General features: G+C 68.0%; 17 protein-coding genes. 7 read left to right on the top strand and 10 right to left on the bottom strand.

Going from position 1 to position 16,683, the window contains the following annotated elements; genetic code table 11:
* The first annotated feature begins 114 nt into the window (after nucleotides 1-114).
* The 4 genes from AC1RR5_RS01055 to AC1RR5_RS01040 all read left to right on the top strand — a co-directional run bounded on the left by AC1RR5_RS01055 (nucleotide 115) and on the right by AC1RR5_RS01040 (nucleotide 4,732).
* Nucleotides 115-2,241 (top strand): M3 family metallopeptidase, encoded by a 2,127-nt coding sequence (locus AC1RR5_RS01055; RefSeq protein WP_492919252.1) that lies wholly within the window; start codon nucleotides 115-117, stop codon nucleotides 2,239-2,241.
* A 70-nt stretch (nucleotides 2,242-2,311) separates the two neighbouring features.
* The gene (locus tag AC1RR5_RS01050; RefSeq protein ID WP_492919251.1) at nucleotides 2,312-3,283 is read left to right on the top strand and encodes a TraB/GumN family protein; all 972 of its coding nucleotides are present in this window, start codon (nucleotides 2,312-2,314) and stop codon (nucleotides 3,281-3,283) included.
* 76 nt (nucleotides 3,284-3,359) lie between these two features.
* On the top strand, nucleotides 3,360-3,881 hold the full coding sequence (locus AC1RR5_RS01045; protein WP_492919250.1) for an SRPBCC family protein: 522 nt from the start codon (nucleotides 3,360-3,362) through the stop codon (nucleotides 3,879-3,881).
* 44 nt (nucleotides 3,882-3,925) lie between these two features.
* Nucleotides 3,926-4,732, top strand: a complete 807-nt coding sequence (locus AC1RR5_RS01040) for an alpha/beta fold hydrolase (RefSeq protein WP_492919249.1) — start codon at nucleotides 3,926-3,928, stop codon at nucleotides 4,730-4,732.
* A 71-nt stretch (nucleotides 4,733-4,803) separates the two neighbouring features.
* On the opposite strand, the gene creS is transcribed toward AC1RR5_RS01040, so the two are convergent.
* A complete protein-coding gene (gene creS / locus AC1RR5_RS01035; protein WP_492919248.1) occupies nucleotides 4,804-6,177 on the bottom strand; it encodes a crescentin in 1,374 nt (457 codons plus the stop codon).
* A 151-nt stretch (nucleotides 6,178-6,328) separates the two neighbouring features.
* On the bottom strand, nucleotides 6,329-6,865 hold the full coding sequence (gene ahpD, locus AC1RR5_RS01030) for an alkylhydroperoxidase, AhpD family (protein WP_492919247.1): 537 nt from the start codon (nucleotides 6,863-6,865) through the stop codon (nucleotides 6,329-6,331).
* Between the two features lie 229 nt (nucleotides 6,866-7,094).
* Here ahpD and AC1RR5_RS01025 point away from each other — a divergent pair, with 229 nt between their 5' ends.
* Nucleotides 7,095-8,012 (top strand): hydrogen peroxide-inducible genes activator, encoded by a 918-nt coding sequence (locus AC1RR5_RS01025; RefSeq protein WP_492919246.1) that lies wholly within the window; start codon nucleotides 7,095-7,097, stop codon nucleotides 8,010-8,012.
* Here the strand turns inward: AC1RR5_RS01025 and AC1RR5_RS01020 are convergent.
* From AC1RR5_RS01020 to AC1RR5_RS00995, 6 genes are read right to left on the bottom strand one after another with little or no spacing between them, the layout of a single operon-like run.
* Nucleotides 8,009-8,434: a hypothetical protein gene (locus AC1RR5_RS01020; protein ID WP_492919245.1), complete on the bottom strand. Its 426-nt coding sequence runs from the start codon at nucleotides 8,432-8,434 to the stop codon at nucleotides 8,009-8,011. The two genes, AC1RR5_RS01025 and AC1RR5_RS01020, sit on opposite strands and share 4 nt — an antisense overlap.
* Before the next feature lie 22 nt (nucleotides 8,435-8,456).
* On the bottom strand, nucleotides 8,457-9,227 hold the full coding sequence (locus AC1RR5_RS01015) for an ABC transporter ATP-binding protein (protein WP_492919244.1): 771 nt from the start codon (nucleotides 9,225-9,227) through the stop codon (nucleotides 8,457-8,459).
* Nucleotides 9,224-10,036 carry an MlaE family ABC transporter permease gene (locus AC1RR5_RS01010; RefSeq protein WP_492919243.1) on the bottom strand — a complete coding sequence of 271 codons (813 nt, stop codon included), beginning with the start codon at nucleotides 10,034-10,036 and terminating at the stop codon, nucleotides 9,224-9,226. Before AC1RR5_RS01010 ends, AC1RR5_RS01015 begins: the two co-directional genes overlap by 4 nt.
* A gap of 1 nt (nucleotide 10,037) precedes the next feature.
* Nucleotides 10,038-10,550, bottom strand: a complete 513-nt coding sequence (mlaD, locus tag AC1RR5_RS01005; protein ID WP_492919242.1) for an outer membrane lipid asymmetry maintenance protein MlaD — start codon at nucleotides 10,548-10,550, stop codon at nucleotides 10,038-10,040.
* A gap of 30 nt (nucleotides 10,551-10,580) precedes the next feature.
* Nucleotides 10,581-11,249 carry an MlaC/ttg2D family ABC transporter substrate-binding protein gene (locus tag AC1RR5_RS01000; RefSeq protein WP_492919241.1) on the bottom strand — a complete coding sequence of 223 codons (669 nt, stop codon included), beginning with the start codon at nucleotides 11,247-11,249 and terminating at the stop codon, nucleotides 10,581-10,583.
* Nucleotides 11,246-12,106, bottom strand: a complete 861-nt coding sequence (locus AC1RR5_RS00995; protein ID WP_492919240.1) for an MlaA family lipoprotein — start codon at nucleotides 12,104-12,106, stop codon at nucleotides 11,246-11,248. The genes AC1RR5_RS01000 and AC1RR5_RS00995 overlap by 4 nt, the downstream gene beginning before the upstream one ends.
* 285 nt (nucleotides 12,107-12,391) lie before the next feature.
* Here AC1RR5_RS00995 and AC1RR5_RS00990 point away from each other — a divergent pair, with 285 nt between their 5' ends.
* On the top strand, nucleotides 12,392-12,967 hold the full coding sequence (locus tag AC1RR5_RS00990; protein WP_492919239.1) for a PadR family transcriptional regulator: 576 nt from the start codon (nucleotides 12,392-12,394) through the stop codon (nucleotides 12,965-12,967).
* A gap of 14 nt (nucleotides 12,968-12,981) precedes the next feature.
* The gene (locus AC1RR5_RS00985) at nucleotides 12,982-13,317 is read left to right on the top strand and encodes a DUF2218 domain-containing protein (protein ID WP_492919238.1); all 336 of its coding nucleotides are present in this window, start codon (nucleotides 12,982-12,984) and stop codon (nucleotides 13,315-13,317) included.
* A gap of 6 nt (nucleotides 13,318-13,323) precedes the next feature.
* On the opposite strand, the gene AC1RR5_RS00980 is transcribed toward AC1RR5_RS00985, so the two are convergent.
* Nucleotides 13,324-14,409 carry a GNAT family N-acetyltransferase gene (locus AC1RR5_RS00980; RefSeq protein ID WP_492919237.1) on the bottom strand — a complete coding sequence of 362 codons (1,086 nt, stop codon included), beginning with the start codon at nucleotides 14,407-14,409 and terminating at the stop codon, nucleotides 13,324-13,326.
* Between the two features lie 103 nt (nucleotides 14,410-14,512).
* Entirely contained in the window at nucleotides 14,513-16,645 is a 2,133-nt protein-coding gene (locus tag AC1RR5_RS00975) for a prolyl oligopeptidase family serine peptidase (RefSeq protein WP_492919236.1), read from the bottom strand.
* Nucleotides 16,646-16,683: the final 38 nt, after the last annotated feature.

Genomic DNA, 16,683 nt, shown 5'->3' with positions numbered 1-16,683 from the left:
CTGTAGCCGGCAAAAAGGGTGTCGTCCACGGAGCGCGAAAGGTTACGGTCCCGTCATGTGACGTGATCGGAGGGTTGCCCTAGGGTCGCGTCAAACCTTCACCGGAGACACTCCGTGCAACGTCGTACGTTCCTTGCTTCAGCCGCCGCCACCGGCGCGGCCGTCGCCCTCAATCCGAGCTTCGCCATGGCCCAGGCTACCAACCCGCTTCTCCAGAAATGGACGGGCCCCTATGGCGGCGTGCCGGCCTTCGACAAGGTCAAGGTCGCCGACTTCAAGCCGGCCCTCGAGGCAGCCATGGCCAAGAACCTGGCCGAGATCGACGCGATCACGGCCAACAAGGCCGCGCCGACCTTCGACAACACCATCGCCGCCCTGGAAGATTCCGGCAGGTCGCTGAACGACATCGGGACCTTCTACGGCATCTGGGGCTCGAACATGAGCACGCCGGAGTTCCAGGCCGTCGAAGAGGTGATGGATCCGGCCCTGTCGGCCCACAGCGACAAGATCAACCAGAACGCCGCGCTCTTCGCCCGCATCGAGGCGGTCTACAATTCGCCGGCCAAGGCCAAGCTGACGCCCGAGCAGCAGCGCGTGCTGTGGATCTACTACACCAACTTCGTGCGCGCCGGCGCCAAGCTCTCGCCCGCCGCCAAGACCCGGGTCGGGGCGATCAACACCGAGCTGGCCAGCCTCTACACCAAGTTCAGCCAGAACCTGCTGGCCGACGAGAACACCTGGATCGAGCTTTCCGACGCCGACCTGGCCGGCCTGCCGGAAGGCCTGAAGGCCGCCGCCGCCTCGAACGCCGCGGCGCGCAAGCTCCCGGGCAAGTTCGTGATCGTCAACACCCGCTCCAGCGTCGACCCGTTCCTGACCGAGAGCCCCGTGCGGGCGGCTCGCGAAAAGGTCTGGCGGGCCTTCGTCAACCGCGGCGACAACGGCGGCGCGACCGACAACAACCTGATCATCTCCAAGATCCTGAAGCTGCGCGTCGAGCGCGCCAAGCTGCTGGGCTACAAGACCCACGCCCACTGGCGCCTCGAGAACGCCATGGCCAAGACGCCCGAAAACGCCATGGCGCTGATGGAAGCCGTCTGGCAGCCGGCCATCGCCCAGGTCGCCATCGACGTGGCTGACATGCAGGCGATCATCGACAAGGAGAACGGCGGCTTCAAGCTGGAGCCCTGGGACTACCGCTTCTATGCCGAGAAGGTCCGCCTGGCGAAGTACGCCCTCGATATGAACGAGGTGAAGCCCTACCTGCAGCTGGACAAGCTGCGCGAGGGCATGTTCTGGGCCTCGGGCCAGCTGTACGGCTTCGAATTCAAGAAGATCGACGGCCTGCCCGTCTATCACGAGGACATCACCGTCTATGAGGTGACCCGCGCCGGCAAGCATGTGGGCCTGTGGTACTTCGACCCCTATGCCCGTCCGGGCAAGCGCTCGGGCGCCTGGATGAACGCCTACCGCACGCAAGAGCGGTTCAAGGGTGAGGTCACCACGATCGTCTCGAACAACTCCAACTTCATCAAGGGCAAGCCCGGCGAGCCCCTGCTGATCTCGTGGGACGACGCCACCACCCTGTTCCATGAGTTTGGCCACGCCATCCACGGCCTGAACGCCAATGCGACCTATCCGTCGGTGTCGGGCACCAACGTGGCCCGCGACTATGTCGAGTTCCCCAGCCAGCTGAACGAGCACTGGCTGCCGACCAAGCAGGTGCTGAACCAGTTCGCCCTGCACTATCAGACCGGCAAGCCGATCCCGCAGGCCCTGGTCGACAAGATCGAGGCCGCCGGCAAGTTCGGTGAGGGCTTCGGCACCACCGAGTATCTCGCCTCGGCGCTGATCGACATGAAGCTGCACCTGGCCGGTGACGTCGACATCGATCCGGACAAGTTCGAGCGCGAGGAGTTGGCCAAGCTGAACATGCCCAAGGAGATCGTCATGCGGCACCGCACGCCGCAGTTCGGTCACGTGTTCTCGGGCGACGGCTATTCGGCCGGCTATTACAGCTACCTGTGGTCCGACACCCTGACCGCCGACGCGGCCGAGGCTTTCGCCGAAGCGCCCGGCGGCTTCTACGACAAGGCCGTCGCCAAGCGCCTGCACGACGACATCATGTCCAAGGGCAACACCGTCGATCCCGTCGACCAGTTCCGCGCCTTCCGCGGCCGCGACGTCAAGATCGGCGCCCTGATGCGCAAGCGCGGCTTCCCGGTTCCGCCGGGGGCGTAAGCCACCCCACCAAGCCCTTCTCCCGCCATGGGAGAAGGGCTATCTGGGGACGGGGGCTGAAGGAGTTTCGATGGTTGCGTCCGCCGCTTTGGCCCTGTCCCTGTTGCTCGCCGGTCAAACCGCCCCGCCCCCGCCCACCGTCGATCTGGGCGCCGCCCCGGCAGGTGACGAAAGCGCGGTGGTCGCCGAGCTGACGGTGACCGCCAAGCCACAAGGGCCCGCCATCTGGCTGGTCGAGAAGGACGGCGCCAAGCTCTACATCCTGGGCTCGGCCCCGCCCCTGCCCCATGCCTTGAAATGGTCCAGCCCGCGCCTGGAGAAGGCCCTGGCCAAGTCCGACCTCGTTCTGGTCCCGCCCGAGGCGTCGGTGGGCGTGACCCAGATCGCCGGCTTCATCCTGAAATTCGGCAATGGCCTGCGCCAGCCGATGGGCAAGAACCTCGAAGACCAGCTGCCGGCGGACCTGAAGGCCCGCTTCGTCGAGTCCCGCAATCAGGCCCGCAAGGGCGCCGGCGACTACAAGAACTGGAAGCCGGCCGTGGCGGGGTTCCTGCTGCTGTCGGATTTCCGCCAGGCGGCCGGGCTGTCCGAAGCCAAGCCGATCAGCACGATCGAGCGCATGGCCAAGGCCCGCAAGCTCAAGGTCAAGGCGGTCGGCCAGTACCGGATGAGCGCGGTGACCACCATCGCCTCCAAGCTCTCGGCCGACGACCAGCTGTACTGCCTGAAGGTGGCCCTGGACGAGATCGCCTATGACGGCGCCCATTCCACCACCATCGGCCGTGACTGGGCCGAGGGCGACCTCGGCTCGGTCCGCGCCCGCTACCGCGAAAGCGCCGCCCAGCGCTGCCTGCTGCGCGCCCCCGGCGGCGCGGCCTTGCTGGAGAAGGGCGTCGCCCAGACCACCGGAGCCATGACCGAGGCCCTCAAGCGCCCCGGCGTCACCGTTGCGGTGGTCGACCTGGGCTTCCTGCTGCCCGGCAATGGCGTGCTGGACCGGCTGAAGGCCGACGGCGCGACGATCAGCTCGCCGGTCGAATAGGCCCCAAGACGGGTCGAGTTGACGGCCAGCCTCCCCTGCCCCCACCCTCGCGGCGAAGGTTCGGGGAGGAACACCCATGAAGACAACGATGATCGCCGCCGCCGCGCTTGCGCTGACGGCCGGCGCGGCGCGGGCCGAGGTCACCGACGCCCAGCCCAACGGCTTCGAGGTCAAGCACGTGGTCGAGATCGCCGCCCCGGCGCCTGCCGTCTGGGCCGTGCTGGTGCAGCCCTCGAAATGGTGGGCCTCGGCCCACACCTGGTCGGGCTCGGCCGCCAACCTGTCGCTGGGCGCGGCCTCGGGCGGCTGCTTCTGCGAACGCCTGCCCAATGGCGGCTCGGTGCTGCACATGACCACGGTCAACGCGGTCCCAGGGCAGAAGCTGGTGCTGTCGGGCGGTCTTGGACCGTTGCAGAGCTCGGGCGCGACCGGCGCCCTGACCTTCCTACTGGCGGAGAAGGACGGCCGCACGACCGTGATCGTCACCTACGACGTCGGCGGCTACTTCCGGGGCGGCCTGGACAAGATCGCCGCGCCCGTGGACGGCGTGCTGGGCCAGCAGGTCCAGGGGCTGAAGGCGGCGGCGGAGGCGAAATAGAAGCCCCCTGTACTACGGGCGTAATACCGACCTATCCTGTGTGGATGAAGCTGCTCGCTGTCGCCCTGCTCTACGCCGGCCTGTCGCTGTCCGCCGCCCAGGCGGCCGAGGGCTTCGTCCAGACCCCGGATGGCGTCCGGATCCACTATGTCGACCAGGGCAAGGGCTCGCCCGTGGTCCTGCTGCACGGCATGACGGGGTCATCCGCATCCAACTACGGCCAGACCGGAACGCTCGCGGCCCTGGCCCGGTCTCACCGGGTCATCGCCATCGATTTCCGGGGACACGGCAACAGCGACAAGCCGTTCACGCCAGACGCCTACCACCCGGATCGGCTGGTCGAGGACGTCCTGGCCGTGCTCGACGATCGAAAGATCGGACGCGCCCACTTCGTCGGCTATTCGATCGGCGGCTGGACGATCCGCCGCCTGGCCTCCGCCGCGCCGAAGCGGGTCGTGTCGGTGACGCTGGGCGGCGACGGCGTCTTCGATGGCGGCTGGCGCGCCCTGGGTTCGGAAGATCTCAAGGGCGAGGACACCGCCCTGCCCGCCTTGGCCGACGCCTTGTGGGATCGAGAAGTCGAAACCCCCGTCTACAAGGCCTTCAGCGAAGGCGTGTCAAAGCCCTCGATCTATTCAGACCGGCCGCCATTCCAGGCGCTGGGCATCCCCGTGCTGCAGGTGCTGGGCCAGTTCGACTATCCCAACACCATGAGCAAGCTGCTCCGGCGCGACGTGGCGAACTACCGGCTGGTCGTGCTTCCGGGGCGGACCCACCTGACCGCCCTCGCCGATCCCAAGTTCATCGACGCGGTCGTGACCTTCATCGTCGAGCAGGACGTCGCGCGCTGAGGCCGCCCGAATGCAAAACGCCCGCGAACCTCTCGGATCGCGGGCGCTTGCGTTTCTGATCGCAGAGGAGCTTAAGCGCTTTCGGCCACGCCCTCGTCCGAGGCGCCCAGCAGCGCCATCTGCAGGCGCGAGCGGTCGCGGCGAGCCGCTTCCAGGGCGCCTTCGGCCAGGGCCGATTCCGAGGTGAGGCGCTCGATCGTGGCCTGCAGCTCGGCGACCTTTTCCTCGTGTTCGCGACGGATCTGATCCTGGGCTTCCTGCATGGCGTCGAGACGCGAGCGCAGTTGCTGGGCTCGCTCCTCGGCGCGCTTCATGGCCTTGTCCTGGGCGACGGCGCCCTTGGCCAGCTGGTCGGCGCGCTCGATCGCGGTGGCGCGGGCGGTGTCGACGCCGGCGTGGCGCTGACGCAGGCCGTCCGACTCTTCTTCCAGGGTGCGGATGCGGTCCAGGGCGCGTTCCAGGGCGACGTTGAGGTCGCCGGCGCGGCGCTCAACCGCCTTTTGGTGCGCCGAGGACTCGGCCAGACGGGCTGAGATCTGGCCGTTCATCTCTTCCAGCTTGTCGGCGCGGCCCGTGGCGGTCTCCAGGCGGGTCTGCAGGGCCGAGATCTCGGCGCGGCTGGCTTCGACCTGGCTTTCGAGGCCGCGGATGGTGCGGCCGCTGTCGGTCTGGTGAGCGTGCAGGGCGTTCTCGATCGCCTGGACGCGGGCGCGCTCGGCGGCGATCTGGGCTTCGAGGTCGGTCTCGATGCGCGACAGGCGGGCGACGTCCAGGCCGGCCTGGTCGACACGCTTCTTCAGGGTCGCGGATTCTTCGCCCAGCAGGGCGTTATCCTGGTTGGCGCGGGCCAGGGCGGCCTCGGCGTCGCCACGACGGGTGTCGATGTCCTGGGCCTGGGTGCGCAGGCCGTCGACGTCCTGCACCAGGTGCTCGATGCGGGCGGTGGCGTCGCGCAGCGAGGCGTCGAGGCTGGAGACCTTCAGGTCCGACTGCAGCAGGGCGTTGCGCAGGCGGTCGATCTCGAGGGCGTTGTCTTCAAGGGCCGCGTCCTGGGTCTGGCGGCGGGCTTCCGACTCGCCAAGAGCGGTTTCGGCGGCCGACAGGCGGGCGCTGACGTCGCGCTCCTCGGCCTGGATCTGGGCGACGACGCGCTGGGCCTGGTCGTAGTTGGCGCGCAGGGCGATCAGCTCGGCGTGCTCGGCGCGGCGGGCGTCGAACTCCTGGGCGACCGGACCACGGATCTCGGCGATCAGCGGCTCGATGGCCTTCAGGTGCTCCATGACCCGGCCGATGCTGTCGAGGCCACCATGGATGGTCTCGTAGCGTTGGCCGATGGCCTGGGTGGATTCGATCTGGTGTTGCACGGTCTCGGTCCGGGTGTCCTCACCCAGAACGGTCGGCTTGCCGTTCTTGTTCTCGCGCGAATTCTTCGACAGCAGTCTCATCTAGCCCACCTTCGCCCCGTGCGAGCCCGCCGCGTCCTGAACGACGCTCTTGCGGAAACCGCGAATCTCTTACCCAGAGGTTAACAACTTAGTTTACAGACAAGCTGAATGTCGAGGGGCGCACACCGCGACCGGGCGTCGCGGACCCCCTTCAAACGCCCGAAAATGGGGGATGATCCACAAGTTCGGCGGCCAGGACCCGGGCGACGGCATTCACCACGGCGCCGATGCGCAGGGCGGCCTGGATCTGGACGGGCTCTGCGCCCCGCCGGCGCAGCTCCGCTTCGTGGCTGTCGAGGCATGCGCCGCAGCCGTTGATGGCCGACACCGCCATGCAGCAGAACTCGTAGGCCGTCGAATGATCACGGCTGAAGCGCAGCCGCGACGGCAGGTGCTCATAGTCCGGCGCGGTCATCAGGTGGACGGCGCGGAAATAGACATTGGTCATGGCCATGGTCGCCGCCGCCGTCCTCGCCTCCTCGAAGGCTTCCGGCGTCAGGCCTGCCTCGCGCGCCGCAGTGGTGACGGCCTTCAAGGTCTCGGGCTCGCCGACCGCGCAGGCGCTGGCGACGAAGCAGCTCCACTTGACTGTCGCGTCCAACACGGTCTCGTCGGCCAGGACCTCCAGGTTGCGGGCCATGGCGTGGGCGTAGGCGGGCAGCTGGTCGCGCAGGGCCTCGATCGACATGAGAACGCTCCGTCCGGAAGGGACTTGAGGCCTTAGCATCGTGCGGAAGGTTAGTCCCGGCCCGCGCCTGGGCTGGGGGAGAGGGGCGCGGACCGGGATCGGCGGGATGTCTGGGCGTCGGGGGGAGAAACGCCGGAACATCACCGTGAGACAGGGGATACGCCTTGGCTCTGAAGTTATCCAATCGATAGTTTTTGGAAGTCCGATAGAAGCGGCCTATATAGCAGTCATGCTTCTCCCCACCCTTCGCCAGCTGCAATATCTGAAGCTCCTGTCGGAGCACGGCTCGTTCAGTCGCGCCGCCGAGAGCGCCTTCGTCACCCAGCCCACCCTGTCGGCCGGCATCCAGGAGCTGGAGAAGATCCTGGGGGCGCCCGTCGTGGATCGGGCCCGCTCGGGCGTGATCCTGACCGCCGCCGGCCAGGAGGCCGTCCGCCGGGCCGAGGACATCCTGGCCAGGGCCGAGGACCTGGTGCAGGCCGCGCGCGGCGCGGGCCAGCCGCTGGCGGGCCGCTTCCGGCTGGGGGTGATCCCAACCGTGGCCCCGTACCTGCTGCCCCGCGCCCTGCCCGTGCTGCGTGACCGCTTTCCCAAGCTGAAGTTGTTCCTGCGCGAGGACCTGACCCAGCGCCTGATCGCGGCCCTGAAGACCGGGGCCCTGGACGCGGCCCTGATCGCCCTGCCCTATGACATGAGCGGCCTGGACTGGGCCCATGTCGAGGATGACGAACTGCTGGCCGCCGCGCCCGCCAACCATCCGATGGCGGCCCAGACGCGGGTTGATCCCGACAGCCTGCGGGGCGACGACCTGATCCTGCTGGAGGACGGCCACTGCCTGCGCGACCACGCGCTGGCCGCCTGTGGCCTTGAGCCCCCCAAGAAAACGGGGGATTGGGGTGTGGGCGACGAGGAAACCTTCGCGGCAACCTCGCTGCCGACCCTGGTGCAGATGATCGGCTCGGGCCTGGGCGTGTCGTTCCTGCCGGCCATGGCGGTGCAGGCGGGCCTGACCGACAAGACGGCCCTGACCATCCGGCCCCTGGCCACCGAACATCCCAGCCGCGAGATCGTCGTGGCCTGGCGCGCCGGCTCCAGCCGGGGCGTGGAAGGCAAGCTGCTGGCGGAAACCCTGCGGGTGGCGGCCTAGCGCCCGGCCAGCTTGGCGCGGGCGGCCTGCTCCAGCCGGTCCAGCCCCTGCAGCGTGTCGCTGGAGCTCTCAAGCTCCCGGTTGAAGCGGCGCAGGTCGTCCAGGTCGATCTTGCGGATGGTCTTGCTGCGCGACCACTCCACGCCGATCAGCTCGCCGACGCGGCAGGCCTTGGCCAGCACCGCCGGACGCTGGGCCGCCGGGCTGCGGTTCAGCAGGGTGGTGACCATGTTGTTCCAGTTGGGCTGGCCCAGAATGCAGCGCGGGATCTTCGCGTCGCAGCCGCCGGTCCAGAACCGCTTGTACCAGAGCTCGTGATTGGCCGTGTCGTAGCGCGGCGCGACCTGGGCCAGATGGCCCTGGCAGTCGCCACGCACGAACGATTGAGCCTGTGCGCCCGCTGAAAACAGCAGGCCCGTCATGAGGAAAAGAGCGCCGGTCGCCCTAGACCGCATGCGAGATCGGACCCTCGGCGCGCCCTTCGACGAACTGGCGGACGTAAGGATTGTCCGTGGTGCGCAGCTCGGCGGCCGGACCGCGCCAGATGATCCTGCCGTCGTGCAGCATGGCGATCTCGTCGCCGATCGTCTGGGCCGAGGCCAGGTCGTGGGTGATCGACACGGCGGTCGAGCCCAGGCGACGCACTTGGTCGGAGATCAGCTCGTTGATCGCCGCCGCGGTGATCGGGTCCAGGCCCGTGGTCGGCTCGTCGAAGAACAGGATCTCGGGCTGGGCGACGACGGCGCGGGCCAGGCCTGCGCGCTTCTGCATGCCGCCCGACAGCTCGGACGGGAAGCGGTCGGCGACGGCCGGGGCCAGGCGCACCTGGTCCAGGGCGTCGATCGCCCGCTCCTTGGCCTCCTTGCGGGGCACGCCGTCGGCGTTGATCAGGCGGAAGGCGATGTTCTCCCAGATGGTCAGGCTGTCGAACAGGGCCGCGCCCTGGAACAGCACGCCAACGCGCGAGAACAGCTTGCGGCGGGCGCTTTCCGACAGGCCGACGACGTTCTTGCCGTCCAGCTCGATCTTGCCGGCGTCCGGACGCATCAGGCCGAGCGCCGTCTTGATGGTCACCGACTTGCCCTGGCCCGAGCCGCCGATGATCACCAGCGATTTGCCGGGTGCGACCGACAGGTCCAGGCCGTCCAGGACCGTGCGGTCCTCGAAGCGCTTGGTCACGCCCTTCCAAGCGAGTTTGGGGATCGCTTCGGTCATTTGGCCGCGTGGGTGAAGAAGGTGGTGAGGAGATAGTCCGAGGCGAAGATCAGGATGGCCGAGGAGACCACCGCGTGGGTGGTGGCCCGGCCGACGCCGCGCGCGCCGCCCTTGGCGTTGTAGCCGTGATAGCAGCCCATCAGCGCCACGATAAAGCCGAACACCGCCGCCTTGATCAGGCCGGACAGGATGTCCCAACCCTGCAGGAAGTCGAGGGTGTTGCGGATGTAGACGGTCGGGTTGAAGTCCAGCACCCGCGTCGCCACCAGCCAGCCGCCGGCGACGCCGATGGTGTCGGCCACGGCGGTCAGCAGGGGCAGCATCAGCACCCCGGCCAGCAGGCGCGGGCCGACCAGGTAGCGGAAGGGGTCGGTCGACAGGGTGCGCATGGCGTCGATCTGCTCGGTCGCGCGCATGGCCCCGATCTCGGCGGCGATGGCGGCCGAGACCCGGCCGGCCAGCATCAGGGCCGCCAGCACGGGCCCCAGCTCCCGGGTGATCCCCAGGGCGACGATCTGCGGCATCACCTGCTCGGCGTTGAAGCGCCCGCCGCCGGTGAAGATGTTCAGGGCCAGGGCCGCGCCGGTGAAGATGGCGGTCAGGCCCACGACCGGCAGCGAGAAGAAGCCGATGGCCACGATCTGGCGCCACAGCTGGCTGACGAACCAGGGCGGGCTCAGGGCGGCGGCGGTCCCGCGCACGGCGAAGACGCCGACGCCGCCGACCATGCGCACGGCGGCCAGGGTCGAGCGCCCCAGCGTCTGGATGGGATGTCTGGCGACCTGCCGGGCCGCCTCGGCCGCGGTCACGCTAGTAGCTCGCTGCCGGCTGAGTGGCCGGATTGGCCGGAGCCGGAGCCGCCGCGGCGTCACCGCCGCCTTGCGGACGGATCACCGAGCCGATCAGACCGAACAGGTCGACCGCGCCCTGGGTGTTCTCGATCTCGCCGCCGGCCTTGATGTCCTCCAGCGAGGCGCCGGGGGCGATCGAGATGTGCGCGCCGCCCAGGATGCCGTCGCTGGTGATCTTGGCCGTGGAGTCGGCCGGCAGCTTGACGGTCGGGTCGATGCTCAGCTTGGCGACGGCCAGATAGGTCTTCGGCTCCAGCGTGATCTCGGAGACCGTGCCGACCTTGACGCCGGCGACGCTGACCGCGGCGCCGGGCGTCAGAGAGCCGGCTTCGCCGAACTTGGCGCTGATCACGTAGTCGCCACGCTTCATGCGGGCGCCGCCCACGCTCAGCGAATAGGTCAGAAACCCCGCCGCCAGGGCGAGGACGACGACGCCCATGGCCGTTTCGGCCCATTGTTCGCGCAAAGCCAAATCCCCTTTATCTTGAGCCCGTGGCCGCTCTTAGCGGCGACCAGCCGAGCCCGAGCCGCTCTTTTGCAGCTGATTGATCAGCACGTCGATGTTGCCGCCGGCATTGTCGATCGTCGAGACGAAGTCCTGCTGCTGGGTGATGGCCAGCCAGATGCCCTTGAACTGCACGTCCACGACCTTCCAGTTCTGGCCCGAGCCCAGCACGCGCCACGACACCGGCAGGGGCGAGCTGATCTGGCCGCCCGAGATGGTGGTGTTGACGATCACGTCGCCCGGCTTGCGGACGACCGAACCGGTCACCTTCAGCTGCTCGCCGCGATAGTCGTCGATGCGGCTTTGATAGACGTTCTCGGCATAGGTGCGGAACACCGGCGTGAAGCGGGCGCGCTGGTCCGGCGTGATGGTGCGGGCGTACTTGCCCAGCACGAAGTTGGTGATCTTCGGCACGTCGGCCAGTTCGTCCACCGCCTGGTGGAAGACCTGCTTCTTCTGCGAGTCGGGCATGCCCTTGTTGGCCAGCACGGTGATCACGCGCTGGGCCTTGGTCTGCACGAAGGCTTCGGCGCCGGGGTCACGGGCCTGAGCCAGGGCCGGGCTGGCGACAGCGAAGCTCGCGGCCCCGAAGAAAGCCAAAAGCGCGGCGTTGGCGCCGCGCCGGGTGGTGAGAGTGTTTTTCATGGGACTACCGGGAAGGGTCATGGTTTGGGCGTCGCCACCGGAGTGGGGGAGGGGGGCGGCGCATCGAAATCGGGCAGGTCCTCGGCTTCGCCAGTCGCCTCGCGGACGATGGCGTCGCGATACTGGCTGTAGGCCGAGCGGGTGGTGACATAGGGATCGGCCGCATCTTCCAACGCGTGGAAGGCCGGATCGGTGTCGGCGCGCAGGTCGACGATGGTGACGCCCGTGCGGGCCTTGCCGAAGTCGGTGCTGAGGCCGCCGACATAAAGCGAGACCGGGTCGGTGACGAAGTCCAGCGCGCGGCCGACGCCGTCGCGGACGTTCAGCGGGCCCATGCCGGGCACGTAGAGATAGGCGCCGGGACCCGCGCCCCAGACGCCGAACGTCTGGCCGAAGTCGGCGCCGCGCGGCGGCAGGTGCATCTTGGCGGCCACGTCGAACAGGCCCAGCACGCCGACCGTCGAGTTGACGATGAAGCGGGTGGTCGACCGCATGGCGCGCTTGGGCTTGCCCTGCAGCACGTGGTTCATGATCGTGTTGGGCTCGCCCAGATTATAGACCGCGTTGCTGACGCCGGTGCGCACGACCTTGGGCGTGACGGCGATGTAGCCATGGGCGATCGGCGAGAAGATGGCCTTGTCCAGGCCCATGCCGACCTTGAACGAACCGCGGTTGAAGCCCTCGATCGGATCGTAGACGGCGGCGGCGGTGGTCGAGTCCGCACTGGCTGCCGAAGCGGGCACGGTGGGGATCTGGTCCTCGGCGCGGGCGGCCGGCGCGAGCGCCAGCAGACCGGCGGCCGCGATCGCCCCGGCGGCGATGAAACGCCGTTCCTGGGCGGTCGGACGCGGGCTTTGGTCCAGTTCGCGCAAACTCATGCTCCTGCTCTCACACGCGGCATGTATTCACGCCGCCCTCCGTATCAAGATTGAAACCGACTATTTCCAGTCACGCTTCTGTCGTGTTGCACGGAAGCCGCGCTTCATGACCACCCCAGAACAAGGGGGTGGCGGCCTTAAGGCGCTTCTGTCTTGCACGCTAGTGACGTCGAAACGCGTCAGCAGCCATGCGACACAATCAGATATATCGAAAATAGCTCTTGACGGCTCGCCAATCCGATATATCTATCATTTCGATATAACGGAATAGGATCTAAAACACACATGTTTGGACGACACCATCACCATCATCGCGGCCGCTGGGGCCAGGGCGACGAGCATCACGGCCGGCATCCGTTCGGCTTCCACGGCGGCCATCACGGTCCCCGGGGTCGCGGCGGCCGCATGGGCCGGTTCTTCGATCACGGCGACCTGCGCTTCGTGGTCCTCAAGCTGATCGCCGAGAAGCCCAGCCATGGCTACGAGTTGATCAAGGCCATCGAAACGGCGGCCGGCGGCGCCTATACGCCCAGCCCTGGCGTGGTCTATCCGACCCTGACCCTGCTGGAAGAGCTGGGCTACATCGTCGCCAGCGACGCCGGCGGCGGCAAGAAGCTGCACACCATCACCCCCGAGGGCGAGGCCTTCCTGGCCAGCAACGAAGCCCCGGTCCGCTCGCTGTTCGAGCGCATGGCCGAGGCCGCCCAGGCCAGCGCCGCCTTCTCGCCGCAGATCCTGCGGGCCCGCGAGAACGTCAAGACGGCCCTGCGGCTGAAACTCCACGGCCAGCTGACGGCCGAGCAGATCGCGGCGGTCGCCAAGGTCCTCGACGACGCCGCCCAGGCGATCGAAGCCATCTAGAAGGAGGCCAGGCCATGGAAAGCCACGCCCGCGTCGCCACCGAAAAGGCGGCCCGCTACATGATCCAGCTGGCCAAGCACTGGAGCCACAAGTTCGAGGTCACCTACGACGAGACCTCGGCCTTGTTCCCGCTCCCGCTGGGAACCTGCCGCATGGTCGCCCACCCGGACGGCCTGGACATCACCGTCGAGGCCGCCGACCTGGAGGGCCTGGCCCGCATGGAAGACGTGGTGGCCAAGCACCTGGACCGCTTCGCCTTCCGCGAGGGCGAGCTGCAATACGGCTGGACCCGCGCCTGGGCCGCCGGCGCCGTGGATCCGCGCGCGATGCGGATCAACGCGGTTCACTAAAAAGAGCTAGTGCAGGCCGCGCAGCAGGTCGATGCGGCGCATGGCCTTGCCGGGGATCTCGGAGATCCGGCCCAACGGCAGGGCCTCGGCCACGCTGCGCAAGCCGTAGGCGAAGTGGCGCACCAGGGTGGGCGCCGAGGGCGCGCCCAGGAAGCCGAACACCACGGTCTGGCGGGCGTTGGAAAGCTCGCGCTTGAAGCGGTAGTCGCCGGTGCCGAGATCCAGGCGCGTATAGCCCGTGCCGTCCATGCTCTTCAGGATGTCCTGGAACAGCATTAGGCCCGGCGAATAGCGTTCGAGATCCGGATTGTGGGCGATCAGCCAGCCGTGGATCGTGTGCTCGCCGCGCAGGTGCAGGTGCACGGCGGCCAGGCGCTCGCCCAGATGCAGGGTGTAGAGCCCGCCGCCGAACGCCTCGTCGCGCATGGCGAACAGATCGTCGAGCAGCTTGTTGACCCACGGGGCCTTGAAGAGGTCGGTCTGGTGGGTCAGCAGCAGCTGCACCCGCTTCCAGGCGATCAGCTGGTCGAAGGCCGCGCGGCTGTCGGACATGGCGGTGAAGCGGCAGGGGCCGACCTCGCGCTCGGCCTTGCGGCGTTTCTTGTCGATGTCCTTGAGCACGCCGATGTTGGCGGCCTTGCGCTCGGCGGCATAGGCCTCGTAGCCGTCGGGCATCTCGACGACCCAGCTGTCGGCTCGGCCGCGCGCGTGGCGGCCCAGCGTCTCGTCGTCGGCCATCATGTGGCAGAAGTCGATGCGCACCGCGCCCAGGGCGGTCAGCAGTTCGCGGGGATCCATGGCCGCGCCCGGCGCCGAGACCAGGGCCTGATAATCGCACATCGGCGCGCCTACGGGCATGGCCACGTCCTGGCGCACGCGGGCCGGCAGGAAGGCCAGAGCCTGACCGTCCGCGCCGCGCGCGATGGCGACCTTCACTTCCTGGCCTTTGTCGCCCTGAGCCTTGGCCACGGCCAGCACCCACTGGGGAGACAGGAACGGCGAGTCCAATCGCGTCTGGCCACGCTGCAGCTCAACCCACCGCGCGATGTCGGCGGGCGTGAGGTCCAGGGCTTTGACGACTTCGATAGACAAGGAACGGCGTCCCGACGGGAGATGAGTCGCGGCGCATCCTGACGCCGATAACTTTCCTTAGGGTTGACGAGACGCCGTTCTTTGAAAACCAAGTTCCAGGCGGTCAGTCCATCAGCCGGCGGGTCAGGTAGATATATTCCAGCGCCTGGCGCCGGGCCGTTTCGGCCAGGTTGGCGCTGGCGGCGTGGCCGCCGTCGATGTTCTCGTAATAGAGCACCGGATAACCGAGCTCCTCGAGACGCGCCGCCGCCTTGCGGGCATGGGCCGGGTGGACTCGGTCGTCCTTGGTCGAGGTCTCGATGAACACCTCGGGATATTTCTGGCCGGCCTTGAGGTTGGAATAGGGGTCGTACTTGGCGATGACCGCCCGTTCCGACGGTATGGCCGGGTCGCCATACTCGCCCACCCACGAGGCGCCGGCCCCGATCTGGCTGTAGCGGATCATGTCGAACAGCGGCACCTGCACGACGATGGCGTTGTAGAGCTCGGGACGCTGGGTCAGGGCCACGCCCATCAGCAGGCCGCCGTTCGAACCGCCCATGATGCCGAGGCGACGCGGCGAGGTGATCTTGCGGGTGATCAGGTCCTGCGAGACGGCGAAGAAGTCGTCGTAGGCCTTCTGGCGGTTGGCCTTCAGCGCCGCCTCGTGCCAGGCCGGACCGAACTCGCCGCCGCCGCGGATGTTGGCCACGACGTACGTGCCGCCGCGCTCCAGCCACAGCTTGCCCATCACGCCCGAATAGTTCGGGGTCATCGACACCTGGAAGCCACCGTAGGCGTAGAGCAGGGTGGGGGCCGTCCCGTCGTACTTCACATTCTTGGGCCGCACGACGAAGTAGGGGACATTGGTCCCGTCGGTCGAGGTTGCCTCGAACTGCTCGACCACGTGGGTCGAGGCGTCGAAGCGGGCCGGCGAGGCCTTGACCTGCTCCAGCTTCAACGTGCCGGCGTCGGCCAGCCAGTAGGTGCTGGGCGCCAGGTATCCGGTGACGGAGACGAACAAGCGCTCGTCGGTCTCGGCCGAGGAGCCCAGGCCGATGGCGCTGTTGGCCGGCAGGTCCAGGCTCTGGACGCTCCAGCCCTTGTCGCCGTGGGTCAGCACCTTGGCCGCGCCCTTGACGCTGTCCAGCAGGCCGACGACCAGCTTGGTGCGGGTGGTGGTGACCTGTTCGACCGACTGGCGGGCGGTGGGACGTAGAACTAAGGTCGCCACGGCCTTGTCCGGCGCGGCCTTCAGCTTGGCCAGGTCGAAGCTGATCAGGTCGCCGGTCTTGAAGCCCTTCCAGTCCTGCTCCATCAGCACGACCATCTGGCCGGCGACATAGCCCTGGATCGAACTCTTCAGCGGCAGATCGAGCTTCACGGGCTGGGCGCCCTCGAGCAGGTAGGTCTCGCTCTCGAAGAAGGTCACGCCCCGGTGGGCCAGCACGGCCACGACCTTGCCGTCGGCGTCGCGCAGGATGAACGGGCTGACCGAGACGTCGGTGTCGACGCCGCGATAGACCTCGACTGCCTGGTCCAAGGCCTGGCCACGCTTCAGGGTCTTGAGCACATAGGCATAGCCGGACTTGGTCAGCTCGCCGGGCTTCCACTCGCGGCCGACCAGCAGGGTGTCCTTGTCCAGCCAGGCGTAGTTCTGCTTGCCCTCAGGCAGGGTGAAGCCGCCGGCCACGAAGCTCTTGGTGGTGGTGTCGAACTCGCGGACCGTCACGGCGTCCTTGCCGCCGTTCGACAGGGTGACCAGGCAGCGGGTGTCGTCGGGAGCCAGGCAGCTCGCGCCCTTGAACACCCAGTTGGCGTCTTCGGCCTTGGACAGCGCGTCGACGTCCAGGATCGTCTCCCAGGCCGGCTCGGCGGTGCGGTAGCTGTCCAGCGTCGTCTTCCGCCACAGGCCGCGCACGTGCTCCTTGTCCTGCCAGAAGTTGCGCAAGGATCCGTCGCGGGCGAACGACACGCCCGGCACGCGATCCTTGGCGTTCAATATGGCCAGGGCCTGGGCTTCCAGCTCGGCGTAGCGCTTGTCGCCCTGCAGGACCGGCAGCGTCCTGGCGTTCTGGGCCTTGGCCCAGTCCATGGCGCGGGTCCCTTCGATCTCCTCCATCCAGAGGTAGGGATCGTCCTTGCCCAGTTCGGTCAGCGGCGTGCGGGCTTCGGCCGGCTTGGTATCGGCTGCGGTCGCGGGATCTAGGGTCATCAGACTCGTGGAGGCGAGGAGGGCAAGGAGGAGCTTACGCATCTAGTCATCCGTCGTCGGCCGCGAAAGGCGCGGCGAAG

The organism is Caulobacter sp. GW821-FHT11E11, from assembly GCF_058808315.1.
This window is presented reverse-complemented; position numbering and strand designations above follow the sequence as displayed.

Excerpts from the sequence above, each read along its gene's own strand:
- AC1RR5_RS00990 (WP_492919239.1), top strand. The coding sequence starts at position 12,392 with ATGTTTGGACGACACCATCACCATCATCGCGGCCGCTGGGGCCAGGGC.
- AC1RR5_RS01040 (WP_492919249.1), top strand. The coding sequence starts at position 3,926 with ATGAAGCTGCTCGCTGTCGCCCTGCTCTACGCCGGCCTGTCGCTGTCC.
- AC1RR5_RS01015 (WP_492919244.1), bottom strand. The coding sequence starts at position 9,227 with ATGACCGAAGCGATCCCCAAACTCGCTTGGAAGGGCGTGACCAAGCGC.
- AC1RR5_RS00985 (WP_492919238.1), top strand. The coding sequence starts at position 12,982 with ATGGAAAGCCACGCCCGCGTCGCCACCGAAAAGGCGGCCCGCTACATG.
- AC1RR5_RS00995 (WP_492919240.1), bottom strand. The coding sequence starts at position 12,106 with ATGAGTTTGCGCGAACTGGACCAAAGCCCGCGTCCGACCGCCCAGGAA.
- AC1RR5_RS01050 (WP_492919251.1), top strand. The coding sequence starts at position 2,312 with ATGGTTGCGTCCGCCGCTTTGGCCCTGTCCCTGTTGCTCGCCGGTCAA.
- AC1RR5_RS00975 (WP_492919236.1), bottom strand. The coding sequence starts at position 16,645 with ATGCGTAAGCTCCTCCTTGCCCTCCTCGCCTCCACGAGTCTGATGACC.
- creS (WP_492919248.1), bottom strand. The coding sequence starts at position 6,177 with ATGAGACTGCTGTCGAAGAATTCGCGCGAGAACAAGAACGGCAAGCCG.
- AC1RR5_RS01025 (WP_492919246.1), top strand. The coding sequence starts at position 7,095 with ATGCTTCTCCCCACCCTTCGCCAGCTGCAATATCTGAAGCTCCTGTCG.
- AC1RR5_RS01045 (WP_492919250.1), top strand. The coding sequence starts at position 3,360 with ATGAAGACAACGATGATCGCCGCCGCCGCGCTTGCGCTGACGGCCGGC.
- AC1RR5_RS01000 (WP_492919241.1), bottom strand. The coding sequence starts at position 11,249 with ATGACCCTTCCCGGTAGTCCCATGAAAAACACTCTCACCACCCGGCGC.
- AC1RR5_RS01020 (WP_492919245.1), bottom strand. The coding sequence starts at position 8,434 with ATGACGGGCCTGCTGTTTTCAGCGGGCGCACAGGCTCAATCGTTCGTG.
- ahpD (WP_492919247.1), bottom strand. The coding sequence starts at position 6,865 with ATGTCGATCGAGGCCCTGCGCGACCAGCTGCCCGCCTACGCCCACGCC.